Annotated in this window: 13 protein-coding genes; 3 read left to right on the top strand and 10 right to left on the bottom strand. The window is 73.4% G+C overall.

The window, feature by feature from the left end; genetic code table 11:
* Positions 1–164 precede the first annotated feature (164 nt).
* Positions 165–1,499 carry a UDP-glucose dehydrogenase family protein gene (locus IE321_RS09975; protein WP_190222536.1) on the top strand — a complete coding sequence of 445 codons (1,335 nt, stop codon included), beginning with the start codon at positions 165–167 and terminating at the stop codon, positions 1,497–1,499.
* 64 nt (positions 1,500–1,563) lie between these two features.
* On the opposite strand, the gene IE321_RS09970 is transcribed toward IE321_RS09975, so the two are convergent.
* The 4 genes from IE321_RS09970 to IE321_RS09955 all read right to left on the bottom strand — a co-directional run bounded on the left by IE321_RS09970 (position 1,564) and on the right by IE321_RS09955 (position 5,462).
* A complete protein-coding gene (locus tag IE321_RS09970) occupies positions 1,564–2,484 on the bottom strand; it encodes a membrane dipeptidase (RefSeq protein ID WP_043232481.1) in 921 nt (306 codons plus the stop codon).
* Positions 2,485–2,612: 128 nt separating this feature from the next.
* Positions 2,613–3,809, bottom strand: a complete 1,197-nt coding sequence (locus tag IE321_RS09965) for a dipeptidase (protein WP_190222535.1) — start codon at positions 3,807–3,809, stop codon at positions 2,613–2,615.
* Positions 3,806–4,303, bottom strand: coding sequence for a 5-(carboxyamino)imidazole ribonucleotide mutase (purE, locus tag IE321_RS09960; protein WP_051842995.1), 498 nt, complete (start codon positions 4,301–4,303; stop codon positions 3,806–3,808). The genes IE321_RS09965 and purE overlap by 4 nt, the downstream gene beginning before the upstream one ends.
* Before the next feature lie 19 nt (positions 4,304–4,322).
* Positions 4,323–5,462, bottom strand: a complete 1,140-nt coding sequence (locus tag IE321_RS09955; RefSeq protein ID WP_079022546.1) for a 5-(carboxyamino)imidazole ribonucleotide synthase — start codon at positions 5,460–5,462, stop codon at positions 4,323–4,325.
* A gap of 183 nt (positions 5,463–5,645) precedes the next feature.
* On the opposite strand from IE321_RS09955, the gene IE321_RS09950 reads away from it, so the two are divergent.
* Positions 5,646–6,173: a GtrA family protein gene (locus IE321_RS09950; protein WP_043232488.1), complete on the top strand. Its 528-nt coding sequence runs from the start codon at positions 5,646–5,648 to the stop codon at positions 6,171–6,173.
* 65 nt (positions 6,174–6,238) lie between these two features.
* Here the strand turns inward: IE321_RS09950 and IE321_RS09945 are convergent, their stop codons facing one another.
* On the bottom strand, positions 6,239–7,510 hold the full coding sequence (locus tag IE321_RS09945; protein WP_043232491.1) for a sensor histidine kinase: 1,272 nt from the start codon (positions 7,508–7,510) through the stop codon (positions 6,239–6,241).
* 409 nt (positions 7,511–7,919) lie between these two features.
* Positions 7,920–8,597 (bottom strand): response regulator transcription factor, encoded by a 678-nt coding sequence (locus IE321_RS09940; RefSeq protein ID WP_043232119.1) that lies wholly within the window; start codon positions 8,595–8,597, stop codon positions 7,920–7,922.
* Positions 8,598–9,025: 428 nt separating this feature from the next.
* Here IE321_RS09940 and IE321_RS09935 point away from each other — a divergent pair, with 428 nt between their 5' ends.
* A complete protein-coding gene (locus tag IE321_RS09935) occupies positions 9,026–10,531 on the top strand; it encodes a peptide MFS transporter (RefSeq protein WP_190222534.1) in 1,506 nt (501 codons plus the stop codon).
* Between the two features lie 74 nt (positions 10,532–10,605).
* Here the strand turns inward: IE321_RS09935 and IE321_RS09930 are convergent, their stop codons facing one another.
* Genes IE321_RS09930 through IE321_RS09915 form a run of 4 tightly spaced genes read right to left on the bottom strand, consistent with a single transcriptional unit; the run spans position 10,606 to position 14,541 of the window.
* On the bottom strand, positions 10,606–11,958 hold the full coding sequence (locus IE321_RS09930) for a hypothetical protein (RefSeq protein ID WP_190222541.1): 1,353 nt from the start codon (positions 11,956–11,958) through the stop codon (positions 10,606–10,608).
* A gap of 14 nt (positions 11,959–11,972) precedes the next feature.
* Complete coding sequence (locus tag IE321_RS09925) at positions 11,973–12,980, bottom strand: hypothetical protein (protein ID WP_190222533.1); 1,008 nt, start codon at positions 12,978–12,980, stop codon at positions 11,973–11,975.
* Positions 12,977–13,828 carry a COG1470 family protein gene (locus IE321_RS09920; protein ID WP_308076601.1) on the bottom strand — a complete coding sequence of 284 codons (852 nt, stop codon included), beginning with the start codon at positions 13,826–13,828 and terminating at the stop codon, positions 12,977–12,979. The genes IE321_RS09925 and IE321_RS09920 overlap by 4 nt, the downstream gene beginning before the upstream one ends.
* Positions 13,825–14,541 carry a peptidase gene (locus tag IE321_RS09915; protein ID WP_190222532.1) on the bottom strand — a complete coding sequence of 239 codons (717 nt, stop codon included), beginning with the start codon at positions 14,539–14,541 and terminating at the stop codon, positions 13,825–13,827. The genes IE321_RS09920 and IE321_RS09915 overlap by 4 nt, the downstream gene beginning before the upstream one ends.
* Between the last annotated feature and the right edge of the window lie 167 nt (positions 14,542–14,708).

Below are 14,708 nucleotides of genomic sequence, written 5' to 3'. Positions count from 1 at the left end.
TCCTCGGAGGTCCGGTACAGGTCGAAGTCCTTGCCCATGGTCTTGAGCTCCCTGGCTAGCTAACTACCGTTAAGTAACCCAAAGGGTAGGGCGTGACCGGGGCCCCTGTCAGGGCCCGACTATGCTCGGGCAGGCAGTTTCGCCCGACGTCCCTGGAGTCCCGCATGGCCCTGAAGATCACCGTGATCGGCACCGGATACCTCGGCGCCACCCACGCCGCGGCCATGGCGGAGATGGGCTTCGAGGTGCTCGGCCTCGACGTGGTGCCCGAGAAGATCGAGCTGCTGGCCTCCGGACGCGTCCCGATGTACGAGCCCGGCCTGGAGGAGCTGCTCGCCCGGCACGTCGCCGGCATCGAGGGCTCCACCGGCCGGCTGCGCTTCACGACCTCCTGGGAGGAGGTCGGCGCCTTCGGCGACGTCCACTTCGTCTGCGTGAACACCCCGCAGAAGCACGGCGAGTACGGCTGTGACATGAGCTACGTCGACGCCGCCTTCGCCTCGCTCGCCGGGGTGGCCCGACCGGGCTCGCTGGCCGTCGGCAAGTCCACCGTCCCGGTCGGCTCGGCCGAGCGGCTGGCCGGCGTGCTGCCGGAGGGCGTCGAGCTGGCCTGGAACCCCGAGTTCCTGCGCGAGGGCTTCGCCGTCCAGGACACCCTGCGGCCGGACCGGATCGTCGTCGGCGTGCCCGGCGACGACGGCGGGCGGGCCGAGAAGCTGCTCCGCGAGGTGTACGCGGTCCCCGTCGCCGAGGGCTCGCCCTTCGTCGTCACCGACTTCCCGACCGCCGAGCTGGTCAAGACGGCCGCGAACTCCTTCCTCGCCACCAAGATCTCCTTCATCAACGCGATGGCCGAGATCTGCGAGGCGGCCGGCGGCGACGTCGCCAAGCTGGCCGAGGCCATCGGCCACGACGAGCGGATCGGCAACAAGTTCCTGCGGGCGGGCGTCGGCTTCGGCGGCGGCTGCCTGCCCAAGGACATCCGGGCGTTCATGGCCCGGGCGGGCGAGCTGGGCGTCGACCAGGCGCTGACCTTCCTCCGCGAGATCGACTCCATCAACATGCGGCGGCGCGGCCAGATGGTCGAGATGGCCCGCCAGGCGCTCGGCGGGGACTCCTTCCTCGGCCGCCGGGTCGCCGTCCTCGGCGCCACCTTCAAGCCGGACTCGGACGACGTCCGCGACTCCCCCGCGCTCAACGTGGCCGGCCAGATACACCTCCAGGGCGGCCAGGTGACCGTCTACGACCCGAAGGGCATGGAGAACGCCCGCAAGGTCTTCCCGACCCTCGGCTACGCGGACTCGGCCCTGGAGGCCGTCCGGGGCGCCGACGTGGTCCTGCACCTGACGGAGTGGCGCGAGTTCCGCGAGCTGGACCCGGCGGAGCTGGCCGCGGTCGCCTCCTCGCCGGTCGTCCTGGACGGGCGCAACGCCCTGGACGGCGAGCGGTGGCGGGCGGCCGGCTGGACGTACCGGGCGATGGGCCGCCCGCGCGCGTGACGGACACCGAAGGGGCGCCCCCCGCGCGGGGGGCGCCCCTTCTTCGCGCGCGGACGGCGACGGGTCAGGCGGCGACGGGCCTGATCCGGTTCGTACGGGACAGGAACTCGGTCTCGCGCAGGGCGCGGGTCGCGTTGCCGTGGGCCAGGCCCACCAGGTCCCGGGCGGGCCAGCCGCGCCGCAGCAGCTCCGCGAAGAGCGGTACGTAGCCGGCGGCCGGTGCCGTCAGGTGCGAGAGGCCGGTGGAGGCGGGCCCGGCGCCGTCGCGCACCCGGTCGAGGAGGTCCGCGGTGGCTCCGGGGTCGTCGCCGACCGCGACCATGCAGACCGCGCCGTTCTCGCCGAGCAGCCGCAGCAGGTCGTCCGGCAGGGCGTCCGGGGCCGCCCGGGTGAGCAGGGCGGGGGCGCGGGTGACGGCGAGGACCTTGCGGACGGTGTCCTGGTCGGCGCCGCTGAGGTCGACGGCGAGGCCGATGCGGTTCATCTCGCGGACCGCCTCGCGGGCGAAGCGGTCGAAGCGGGTGAGGTTCACGGCCCGCACGCCGAGGGCGTGGTAGGCCCGCAGGGTGGCGGCGGAGCCGCCGATGGCGGTCCAGCTCACCGGCCCGAGGAGGGCGGCGACCCGGCCGCAGTTGCGGGCGTGGACCATCTCCGAGGCGGTGTGCGCCAGGCGCAGGTCCTCGGGGCAGGCGGCGACGAGCGCGCGGACGGTGTCGAGGCGGCGCAGGGTGTCGATGACGTCGTCGGACTCCACCCGCAGCGACCAGAACTGGGCGCCGGCCTCCTCGGCCCGGGCGGGCGGCAGGTCCTCGGGGTCGAGGAGCCCGGGCAGTTCGGCGTGGCCCTCGATGACGGGCTGGGCGGCGAGGATCGCCCGGGCGCGGGCGGTCTCGTCCAGCGGCGGGGGTGGTGGCTCCGGGGGTTCCAGCGCGCCGACGGCGCCGGAGGCGGCAGAGAAGGGGGGATGATCGTCTAGATCTGCCATGGCACTACTCACACTTCCGAACTCGGTGGTGCAGTACCACCCCGCCGAAGGCGGCGGGGCAGTACCGTCCACCGTGCCAGCGGGGCCCTTCCGGGGCCCGCCGGACTGCGCCGTACGGGTGAGGCCGGTCAGGCGCCGTCGAGCTGGGCGATCGTGGCGTGGGAGGCGGGCGTGCGGGCGGTCAGGTCGCGGGCGACGGCCTCCGCGTCGCCGAGCACGCGGAGCGCGTTCGACCAGGTCAGCTTGGTGAGGTCGGCCCGGGACCAGCCGCGGTCGAGGAGCTCGGCGATCAGGTTCGGGTAGCCGGCGACGTCGTCGAGGCCGGCCGGGGTGAAGGCGGTGCCGTCGTAGTCCCCGCCGATGCCGATGTGGTCGACGCCGGCGGCCTCGCGCATGTGGTCGAGGTGGTCGGCGACGGTGGCCGCGGTGGCGACCGGGCGCGGGTCACGGGCCTCGAAGGCCGCGTGGAGGGCCTTGGCCTCCGGGGTGGTGTCGAGGTGGTGCCGGCCGTGGGCGCGGAGGTTCTCGTCGGCGCGCAGGGTCCACTCGACGGCCGCGGGCAGGATGAACTTCGGGACGAAGGTCGCCATCGCCACGCCGCCGTTGGCGGGCAGCCGCTCCAGGACGTCGTCCGGGATGTTGCGCGGGTGGTCGCAGACCGCGCGGGCGGAGGAGTGCGAGAAGACCACCGGTGCCGTCGAGGCGTCGAGGGCGTCGCGCATGGTGGTGGCGGCGACGTGCGAGAGGTCGACGAGCATGCCGCAGCGGTTCATCTCGCGGACGACCGCGCGGCCGAAGGCGGTGAGGCCGCCGTGCCGGGGCTCGTCGGTGGCGGAGTCGGCCCAGTCGTTGTTCTCGTTGTGCGTGAGGGTCATGTACCGCACGCCGAGGGCGTGGAAGGCGCGCAGGGTGGCCAGCGAGTTGTCGATCGAGTGACCGCCCTCGGCGCCCTTGAGCGAGGCGATCCGGCCCTCCGCGCGGGCCTTGCGGACGTCGTCGGCGGTCCGGGCGGGCGCGAGGTCGGCCGCGTACCGCTCGACGAGCCGGTCGACGGCGTCGATCTGCTCCAGGGTGGCGCTGACGGCGTGGTCGCCGGCGAGCGCGCCCGGGACGTAGACGGACCAGAACTGGGCACCGACCCCGCCGGCGCGGAGCCGGGCGAGGTCGGTGTGGAGGGAGGCCGAGCGGTCGCCCGCGATGTCGAGCAGGTCCAGGTCGTAGCCGCACTGCTGGCGCAGGGCCCACGGGAGGTCGTTGTGCCCGTCGACGACGGGGGCCTCCGCGAGCAGGGCGCGGGCCTCGGCGAGCCGCTCGGCCGCGCTCACCGGGCGAACCCGAAGGAGTCGGTTCCCTCGACCTTGGCGCGCAGCCGCTTGCCCTTCTCGGTGGCCTGGGCGTTGAGGTCCTGGAGGAACTCCTCCATGCGGGTCCGCAGCTCCGGGTCGGAGGCCGCGACGATCCGGGCGGCGAGCAGGCCCGCGTTCCGGGCGCCGGCGACGGAGACCGTGGCGACCGGGATGCCGGCCGGCATCTGCACGATGGAGAGCAGCGAGTCCATGCCGTCCAGGTACTTCAGCGGCACGGGGACGCCGACGACCGGGAGCGGGGTGACGGAGGCGAGCATGCCCGGGAGGTGGGCTGCGCCGCCGGCTCCGGCGACGATCGCCTTGAGGCCGCGGCCGGCCGCCTGCTCGCCGTACGCGATCATCTCGCGCGGCATCCGGTGCGCGGAGAGGACGTTCACCTCGTACGGGATCTCGAACTCGTCCAGCGCCTGGGCGGCCGCCTCCATGACGGCCCAGTCGGAGTCGGACCCCATGGCGATACCGATGACCGGGTTACTCAACGATCGTCCCTCGCAGGTAGTCGGCGGCGTGGCGGGCGCGCTCCAGCACCTCGTCCAGGTCGTCGCCGTAGGTGTTGACGTGGCCGACCTTACGCCCGGGCTTCACGTCCTTGCCGTACATGTGGATCTTGAGCTGCGGGTCCCGGGCCATGCAGTGCAGGTAGCCCTGGTACATGTCCGGGTAGTCGCCGCCGAGGACGTTGCACATCACGGTCCACCGGGCGCGCGGGCGGGGGTCGCCGAGCGGCAGGTCGAGGACGGCGCGGACGTGGTTGGCGAACTGGCTGGTGATCGCCCCGTCCTGGGTCCAGTGGCCGGAGTTGTGCGGGCGCATCGCCAGTTCGTTGACGAGGATGCGGCCGTCGGTGGTCTGGAAGAGCTCCACCGCGAGGTGGCCGACGACGCCGAGCTCCTTGGCGATCCGCAGCGCCAGCTCCTGGGCCCGGCCGGCCAGCTCCTCGTCGAGGTCGGGGGCGGGCGCGATCACGGTGTCGCAGACGCCGTCGACCTGGCGGGACTCGACCACCGGGTAGGCGACGGCCTGGCCGTGCGGGGAGCGGACGATGTTCGCCGCGAGCTCGCGGACGAAGTCGACCTTCTCCTCGGCGAGCACGGGCACGCCGGCGAGGAAGGGGTCGCGGGCGTCCTCGGGGGTGCGGACGAACCAGACGCCCTTGCCGTCGTAGCCGCCGCGCACGGTCTTGAGGATGATCGGGAAGCCGTCGCCCTCCTCGGCGAAGGCGACCGCGTCCGCCGCGTCGGCCACGATGCGGTGGCGGGGGCTGGGCGCGCCGATCTCGTCGAGCTTCGCCCGCATCACGCCCTTGTCCTGGGCGTGCACCAGGGCGTCGGGCCCGGGGCGGACGGGGATGCCGTCGGCCTCCAGGGCGCGCAGGTGCTCGGTGGGGACGTGCTCGTGATCGAAGGTGATCACGTCGCAGCCGCGGGCGAACGCGCGGAGCGTGTCCAGATCGCGGTAGTCGCCGATGACGACCTCGCCGGCCACCTGGGCCGCCGAGTCCTGCGGGGTGTCACTGAGGAGCTTGAACTTGATGCCGAGGGGGATGCCCGCCTCGTGGGTCATACGGGCGAGCTGACCGCCGCCGACCATGCCTACTACCGGGAACGTCACCCTCTTAGGGTATCCGCACCATCGGTGAACACTCTTCCGGCTGTGGATTGACACAAGGCGTGACGGGCCCCGGACGGGTTTTCCACAGGTTTGGCGGCTACCCGGGCGGGTGACAGGGGAGGCTGGTTAGCATGAGTGGGTTGACGTCGCCCGGACGTCACCCGACGGACGGACCGACCCCCCATGAGCGAACCCGGCGCGCTGCGCATGCGACTCGCCCTGCTCGGCCGAGAGGTCGCCAAGTTCGGCGTCGTCGGCGGCATCGGTGTCCTGGTCAACCTGGCCGCGTTCAACCTGCTGCGGCACACCACGGACCTCCAGGTGGTGCGGGCCAGCCTCGTCGCCACGGTCGTCGCCATCGCCTTCAACTACGTGGGGTTCCGTTACTTCACGTACCGCGACCGCGACAAGTCGGGCCGCACCAAGGAGATGACCCTCTTCCTGCTGTTCAGCCTCGTCGGGCTGGTCATCGAGAACGGGATCCTCTACGCGGCGACCTACGGCCTCGGCTGGAACTCGCCGCTGGCCAGCAACTTCTTCAAGTTCTTCGGCATCGGCGTGGCGACGCTGTTCCGCTTCTGGTCCTACCGCACCTGGGTCTTCCGGGCGCTGCCGGCGAAGGAGGCCGTGCAGACGGCCGAGTCCTTCCTGGAGCAGTCCGAGCCGGTCCCGCCCCGGCAGGCCCGGCGTCGCCAGCCCGACCACGTCTGATCCGCCCGCTGCCCGGGCCTGGTCCGGGTCTCTGATCCGCCCGCTGCCCGGGTCCGGCCCGGGTCTCAGCGCACGGGGCGCTCCTGCGGCTCCTCGTCGACGCCGCGGGCCTCGCGGCTGAGGAAGAGCGCGAAGACCGGCGGCTGCTGCTGGAGCAGTTCCAGGCGCCCGCCGTCCGCCTCCGCGAGGTCGCGGGCGACGGCGAGGCCGATGCCGGTGGAGCTGCGGCCGCTGACCGCCCGTTCGAAGATCCGCGCGCCGAGGTCGGCGGGGACGCCCGGTCCCTCGTCGGTGACCTCGATCACGGACTGGTTGCCGGTGACGCGGGTGCGCAGGGCGACCGTGCCGCCGCCGTGCATGAGCGAGTTCTCGATGAGCGCGGCGAGGACCTGGGCGACGGCGCCCGGGGTGCCGATCGCCCGCATCCCCTGCTTGCCGGAGCGGACGATGGCGCGGCCGGCGCTGCGGTAGGCGGGGCGCCACTCCTCGATCTGCTGCTTGACGACCTCGTCGAGGTCGAAGGCGACGGCGGAGCCGGAGCGGGGGTCCCGGGAGTTGGTGAGCAGCCGTTCCACGACGTCGGTGAGCCGCTCGACCTGCGTCAGCGCGATCGTCGCCTCCTCCTTGACCGTGTCCAGGTCGTCGGCGAGGGCGACCTCCTCAAGGCGCATGGAGAGCGCGGTCAGCGGGGTGCGGAGCTGGTGGGAGGCGTCGGCGGCGAGCCGGCGTTCGGCGGTGAGCATCCGGGCGATCCGCTCGGCGGAGGCGTCGAGCACGTCCGCGACCCGGTCCAGCTCGGGGACCCCGTACCGCTTGTGGCGGGGCCGGGGGTCGCCGGAGCCGAGGCGCTCGGCGGTCTCGGCGAGGTCGGTGAGCGGGGAGGCGAGACGGTTCGCCTGGCGCACGGCGAGGAGGACGGCGGCGATGACCGCCAGGCCGGCGACGGCGCCGATGATCAGGGCGGTGCTGCCGACCTCGGAGGTGACGGCGGAGCGGGACTCCTCGACGACCACGGTCTCGCCGCGCTCGCCCTCCGCGTAGCCCCGGATGACGCTGTCCGTGGGGCGGGTGCCGATCTCGATGGGCGGGCGGCCGGGGATGGTGACGAGGGCGTACCGCTTCGCGCCGCTCTGCTCCGCGAGGATGTCGGGGTTGACGGGCTCGCCGCCGATGAGGCGGCTGTCGACGATCGAGACGATGCGGAGGGCTTCCGCGTCGACGCTCTCCTGGGCGCTGCTCGTGATGGTCCGGGTCTCCACGAGGACCAGGGAGACGCCGAAGACGGCGATCACGACGAGGACGACGGCGAGGGTGCTGGTGATGAGGCGGCGGCGCACGTGCCCTCCCGGGCGGGGGTACGGGGGCCCTGCGGGGTGCGGGGCCCTGCGGGGTGCGGGTGGCAGGGCGCTTGTGGGGGCGGCGGCACCGGGTGCGGGTCAGGCGCGGGAGCCTGGGCCCGGCAAGGGGCGCCGTCCCGTGTGCCCACCCTCCCCCAAGCTCTCGGCTTCGCTCGAGCAGGGGGGACCCCCATCGCCCCTGCGGGACGCCTGCCCACACGGGGAGCGGGGGTGGGGGCGGGTGCCCCTCCGTGCACGTGGGGGGTGGGGCGGGTGCCCCTGCCCACCCGGGGGGTGGAGAGGGGGACGGGTAGCCCCTGCCCGCACGGGGGGGGCGGGTGCCTGCCCGCATCGGGGGGGGGCGCACGCGGGGGCGGTGGCTGCTCGCGCGGGGGTGTCCCCGGACGGGCTAGCTCTTCTCGAAGCGGAAGCCGACGCCTCGGACCGTGGCGATGTAGCGGGGGTTGGCCGCGTCGTCGCCGAGCTTCTTGCGGAGCCAGGAGATGTGCATGTCGAGGGTCTTGGTGGAGGACCACCAGGTGGTGTCCCAGACCTCGCGCATCAGCTGGTCGCGGGTGACGACCCGGCCCGCGTCGCGGACGAGGACGCGCAGCAGGTCGAACTCCTTCGCCGTGAGCTGGAGCTCCTCCTCGCCCATCCAGGCGCGGTGCGACTCGACGTCGATGCGGACGCCGTGGGTGGCGGGCGCGGGGGCCGGCTCGGTGGCGCCGCGCCGGAGGAGGGCCCGGACGCGGGCGAGGAGTTCGGCGAGGCGGAAGGGCTTGGTGACGTAGTCGTCGGCGCCCGCGTCGAGCCCGACGACGGTGTCGACCTCGTCCGCGCGGGCGGTGAGGACCAGGATCGGGACCGTGTGGCCGTCGGCGCGCAGCCGCCGGGCGACCTCCAGGCCGTCCATGCCGGGCAGGCCCAGGTCGAGCACGACCAGGTCGACGCCGCCCTGGAGGCCGGTGTCGAGCGCGGTCGGCCCGTCCTCGCGGACCTCGACCTCGTACCCCTCTCTCCGCAGGGCGCGGGCCAGCGGCTCCGAGATGGATGCGTCGTCCTCGGCGAGCAGTACACGGGTCATGGGGTGATGGTAGTCCGCACGGGTGCCGGGCCGGGTCGGGATCGGCGGGCGCCGGGGGGCACCTCCGAAGCAGGGTGCGTAACCTCTACATCACCTTGGATTGGAGCCCGTTGGTTCCTCCGTCACCTGTGATCCATCTCTCAAGTCCTTCCATATCCGGCACTGTCGTGTCGTATGGTGGCGAGACGTCTGTAGCGGTAAACGGGGACCTTTGGCCAGCTTCGTCGGCCAAGGTCCTCTTTTCTGCTCGGGGTCGGTGCTGCCGGCCCCGGGACGGTGAACGACCTGTGGGCCGGGTCCCGCGGCGCGAAGACGCGCGGCGGGGCGTGGATCCCGGTCGGGGCGCGAACGCCCCGCCGGTGCCGGCCACCCCCCACCGGGCGCATCACGCTCACGAGGCGTCGCGTCCCGACAGAGCAAGGATCGACATGGCGGCAACGACCGTTTCCGCGGGTTCGGAGAAGACCTTCTTCGGGCACCCCCGCGGCCTCGCCACCCTCTTCATGACCGAGATGTGGGAGCGTTTCTCCTACTACGGCATGCGGGCGCTTCTCGTCCTGTACCTGGTCTCCGGCGGCGCCGACGCGGCGACCGGCAGCCAGGGTGGCGGACTGGCCATGACGGCCGCCACGGCCACGGCGATCTACTCCGTGTACGTGTCGATGGTCTACCTGATGGCCATGCCGGGCGGCTGGTTCGGCGACCGCGTCTGGGGCGCGCGCAAGACCGTCGCGATCGCCGGTTTCGTGATCATGGCCGGTCACCTGTCGCTGGCCCTGCCGGGCCAGGCGATGTTCTTCGTCGGTCTGGCACTCGTCGCCGCCGGCTCGGGTCTGCTGAAGGCCAACATCTCGACGATGGTCGGCCACCTCTACGACGGCCCGGACGACCCGCGCCGTGACGGTGGCTTCACCCTCTTCTACATCGGCATCAACCTCGGTGCCTTCGTGGCTCCCTTCATCGTCGGCACCGTCGGCGAGAAGGTCAACTGGCACCTCGGCTTCGCGCTCGCCGCGGTCGGCATGGGTCTGGGCCTCGTCCAGTTCCTGATCGGCACGAAGAACCTGAGCCCGAAGAGCAACGTCGTCCCGAACCCGCTGAGCCAGGCCGAGCGCAAGAGCGTCCTGGTCAAGGTCGCCACGGTGCTGGTCGTCGCCGCCGTCTTCTACGGCGTCGTCGTCGCGATGGGCATGTACACCCTGAACTGGGCGATCGTCCCGATCACCCTCGCCGGCCTGATCATCCCGGTCGCCGTCCTGGTCCGCATCAAGCGCGACAAGGACCTGTCGAAGACCGAGCAGTCGAAGATGACCGGCTACATCTGGTTCTTCGTCGCCGCCGCCGTCTTCTGGATGATCTACGACCAGGGCGGCTCGACCCTGTCGCTGTTCGCCGACGGCAAGACCGCCGACACCGTCCTCGGCTTCGGCTTCCCGGCCACCTGGTACCAGTCCCTGAACCCGCTCTTCGTGATGGCGCTGGCCCCGGTCTTCGCCTGGCTGTGGCTGTGGCTGGCCCGCAAGAACCAGGAGCCGAACACCATCGTGAAGTTCGCGATGGGCCTGGTCCTGGTCGGCGCGTCCTTCTTCGTCTTCATCGTCCCGATGAACATGGCGGGCGACGGCACCAAGGTCTCCCCGATGTGGCTGGTCTCGATCTACATGATCCAGACCATCGGTGAGCTGTGCCTCTCCCCGGTCGGCCTCTCCGTGACCACGAAGATGGCGCCGCAGAAGTACGCCTCCCAGATGATGGGCGTCTGGTTCCTCGCCGTCACCGCCGGTGACTGCACCACGGGTCTGCTCTCGCTGGCCGGTGTGGACCTGAACGGCACGGGGGTGATCGCCATGGAGGCGTCCCTGGCGGTCGTCGCGGGCATCGCGATCTACATGTACCGCAAGAAGGTCCAGACCCTCATGGGCGACGTGCACTGACGCACGGCAGGACGCACGGGAAGGCCCCGGGACACCGCACGGTGTCCCGGGGCCTTCCCGCTTCCCGCGGGGCCCTACCGGGTGCGGCGGGCCAGCCGTCGCCACGGGGTGAAGGTGAAGACGGCGCCGCCGAGGAGGATCGCCGTGCCGGCCACCAGGCCGAGGGCGCGCAGCGCGCCGTCGTCCTCGGCGCCGGTCTGGGCGAGGCCGTCGCCGCCACCGGAGCCGTTCCCGGAGCCCGAGCCGTTGTCCGCGCCGCCGGAGCCGTTGCCGCTGCCGCCGTCGTCCGAGCCGCCGTTGTCGCCGGAGCCGTTGGTGCCCCCGGACTGCTTGGCCGTGTCGAGGGTGAGGGACGCCGTGGTGGAGCCCTTCACCGTGCAGGGGATCTTGATCGGCTCGGCGCCCGGCGCGAGGACCACGGTGATGGTGAGGGTGCTCGGGGTGAGCGTGGCCTTGCCGGTGGCACCGGGGCGGTAGGTGCCCTTCATGTCGGTGAGGCTGACCATCTCGTTCAGCTTGAGCGCGGTGGGGTTCGGCGCGCCGGTGACCTTGACGGTGCCGCTGTCGTCCCCGCCGATCTTGATGTCCATGCTGGGCGTGAGGGCCTTCGCCGGCAGCGGGGCCGGGGTCGGCATGACGCCCTTGGCGGTCTTGACCGTCAGGTCGTACGCGCCGCCGTTCTTCTTGGCGCTGACGGAGACCTTGGTGGTGATGGAGGGCGGCGCGCCGGGGCCCGTACAGGCGAAGGCCACGTCGACCTCCTTGCCCGGGAAGTCGGTCTGGCCGCCGCCGGAGCCCCCGCCGTCGGAGCCTCCGCCGCTGTCCGAACCGCCGGAGCCGCTGCCCGAGCCGGAGCCGCTCCCGGAGCCGGAGCCGGAGCCGCCGCCCGAACCGCCCCCGCCGTCGCTCACCTTGATCGTGGCGCCGACCGGGACCTGCTCCTTCGGCGCGCACTTGGTGTCGGTGGACAGCGGCTTCGACACGTTGATCGTGTACGCGTCGGGCGTCAGGGTGACGTCGCCCGCCTTGGTCAGCTTCAGCGTGCCCTTCATCTCGGGCAGGACCATGTCCGAGTTCTTCGGGATCGGCGGGTTCTGCCGGGGTCCTGCCATGGAGACCGTGCCGCTCTGCGCCCCGCCGACCTTCATGGTGCCGCTCGGCTTGACGGTGTTCGCCTCCAGGTCGATCACGCCGGGGTTCTTGGAGGCCGCCTTCACGGTCTTCCAGACGACCTCGACGGTGTCGCCGACCTTGGCGGTCGCGGGCGCGGTGACCAGCGCCGTGGTGGTGCCCTGGACCGGCGGGAGACCGGAGATCGACGGCGGGATGCACTCCGTCTTGAACGAGATCTGGGCGGCCTGGGCGGGACCGGCGGAAAGCAGGATCCCCGCGCCGCCGAGCATCAGCGCGATCCCGGCCGCGCTCATCCTCCGTTGCGTGCTCACGAATGTCCCTTCGTCGTCGGACTGTTCTCGTACGGTGCGGAGTCGGGGAGGAACCACGGCAGCGCCGCGGCCGTCCCGGGGCCGTCCGGGTCCGCCGTGACGGGGACGGGGACGGAGTCGCGGTTCCGGCCGCCGGCCCGGTCGACGAGGACCATGCCGATCCGGAAGAGGGCGGCGGGCACGACCACGGCGAGCAGGGCCCAGAAGAGGACCACGCCCCAGGGGCGGCCCACCTTCCAGGGCTGCTCGGCCAGGACCTTGCCGCCGTAGGAGACGGAGACCCGGTAGTCGCCGTGGGCGCCGGCGGAGAGTTCGACGTCCAGCTCGATCCGGGCCTTCTGGCCGGGCTTCACGGTGCCGCGCCACTGGTGCTCCTCGTCGCGCGGGGCGAGGACGCCGCGGGCGGTGCCGACGAGGAAGACCGGGTCGCGCACCGGCGCCGTGCCGAGGTTCCCGACGGTGAGGACGACGGTCCGGGCCGGCGGGGCCCCGAACCAGGTGAGGAGGGAGCCGGAGCCTTCGAGGCGGGCGGCGGTGAGGACGGCGAGCCGTCCGTCGCCGGTGGCGTCGGGGAGCGGGGCCGTGGGGTGGCCGGTGACGGCGAGGGCGGCGTCGACGACGTCCTGCTGTCCGGTGACGCCGGAGACGTGGACGACGCAGGGGCACGGTTTCGGCGGCGCGGCGACCGGCAGTTTGACGCTGAAGGCGCCGCGCGGGTCGACGGTGGCGGCCCGGCCGTCGGTGTTGGCGCAGCTGTTGGTGCCGCCGACGACGCCCTTGTCGGGGGTGGCCTGGCCGCAGAGCAGCACCATGAGCAGCGCGCCGGCCTTCCAACCGGTGCCGCTGACGGTGATCTCGCCGCCCTTGGGGGCCTGGTTCCGCGAGACGGCCACGGTGGGGTCGGCGGTGGGTGCGGGGTGCGCGGGGACGGCCGGGAGCAGGGCGAGGGCGAGGGCCGTGAGCAGCGCGGCCAGGGCCGTACGGGCACGGGCGGCCGGTCTCATGCGGGGGCTCCCTTCGTGCGGGCCCGGCGCCGGAGCCGGTACGCGGCTCCGCCCGCCGCCGCGAGCAGCGACGCGGCCGTGCCGGCGAGGGCGGGCGCGGAGGCGAAGACGGTGCCGGTGGCGGCGGTGGCGGGGGTGGCTCCGGGGGCGGTGGCGGTGAGCCGGACGGTGACGGAGTCGAGGGCGGGCGGGTCGGGCCAGGGTTCGGTGCGGGCGGCGCGCTCGCCGGGGCGGAGGGTGACCGGCAGGGGGCGGTCGGGGAGGTCGAGGCGGGTGCCGAGGAGTCCTTCGGCGCGGACGGCGAGGCGGGGCCGGTCGAGGACGGTGCTGCCGCGGTTGACCAGGGTGTAGTGGAGGGTGCCGGTGGTCCGGTCGACGCGGGCGTCCTCGACGGTGAGGGCGGCGAGTTCGGGGCCGCTGACCTTGAGCCGCAGGTCGACGGCGGTGTGCCGGCCGCCGGCCTCGGCGCGTACGGTGCCGCGGTGCTCGCCGGGCGGGGTGGTGGCGGCGACGGTGACGGCGAAGGGCACGTCGGCGCGGGTGCGGGCGGGCACGGTGACGGTGCGGGCGGCGAAGGCGACGGCGGCCGGGCCGTCGCCCGTGAGGGTGACGGTGAGCGGGCGGGGGCCGGGGTTGGTGACGGAGAGGGTGTCCTCCAGGACGCTGCCGGCGGGGCCTTCGAGGTAGGCGTACGGCCGTCCGGCGGCGGGGGCGGCGGTCCACGCCGGGGCGGCCGGGGGCGCGGCGGCGAGGGTGCCGAGGACGGCTCCGGCGGCGAGGAGGGCGTGCGCGTACCGGGTGCCGGGCGGGACGGCCCTGGTCCCGGCGGGGGTCGGGGGCCTGGTCACGGGCGGGCCGGGCGGGTGCGGCGGGTGAGCCAGAGGAGTCCGCCGACGCCGCCGAGGAGGACGGTGCCGCCGAGGGTGCCGAGGGCGGTGGTGGCGGAGAGGCCGCCGGTCCGGGGGAGTTCGCCGCCGGGCAGGGCCTCGTCGTCGGCGGGCTCGTCCGCGGGCGCGTCGGCGGGCTCGTCCTCCGGGAGGCCGGTGACGGTGAGGGTGAGGGAGGGGGCGGGCTTGCCGGCGGGCTTGCAGACGGCGGCGTCCATGCCGAGGGCGTGGACGGTGAGCACGCCGGCGGTGAAGGTGACCGTGCCGTTCTCCTCCGGCCTGTAGGTGCCGGTGAGGGTGCCGATGCGGATGGGGGTGAAGGCGGGAACGGCGGCGGAGTTGGGGACGCCCTTCACCTGGACGGTGCCCTGGTCGTCGCCGCCGAGGACGAGGTCGGCGCGCGGGGTCATGACGCCCTTGGGCAGCTCGACGGGGCTGTCGGAGACGCCCTTGTCGAAGGTCATGGTGATCGCGTAGGCGTCGCCCTTCCGCTCGGCCGTGATGTCCACGGGCGAGACGGCGCTGCGGTCGCCGATCTTGGTGGCGCACTCGTACGTGACGTCGACGACCTCGGCGTGGGCGGCGGGCACGGCGGCGAGGCCGACCGGGGCCCACACCGCGACGGCGGCCGTGAGCACGACGGCCGTCCTCCTCCGGTTCGGCTTCTTGGACACCCGTGACCCCTCACCGCATTTTCCTGACGCGCCATCAGATTGGGCGTCAAGGTACGCCTGGGGCCGTACGGAGGGAAGAAGAGCGACGGTGAAAGTCCTGCGGCGGTCACGCCGGAAGGGCCCGGGCGCGGTCGGCCGGCGCGCGGGCGGGAGCGGGGGAAGCAGCT

This window comes from Streptomyces hydrogenans (assembly GCF_014656075.1).
In the GTDB taxonomy this organism is placed as follows: domain Bacteria; phylum Actinomycetota; class Actinomycetes; order Streptomycetales; family Streptomycetaceae; genus Streptomyces; species Streptomyces hydrogenans.
This window is presented reverse-complemented; position numbering and strand designations above follow the sequence as displayed.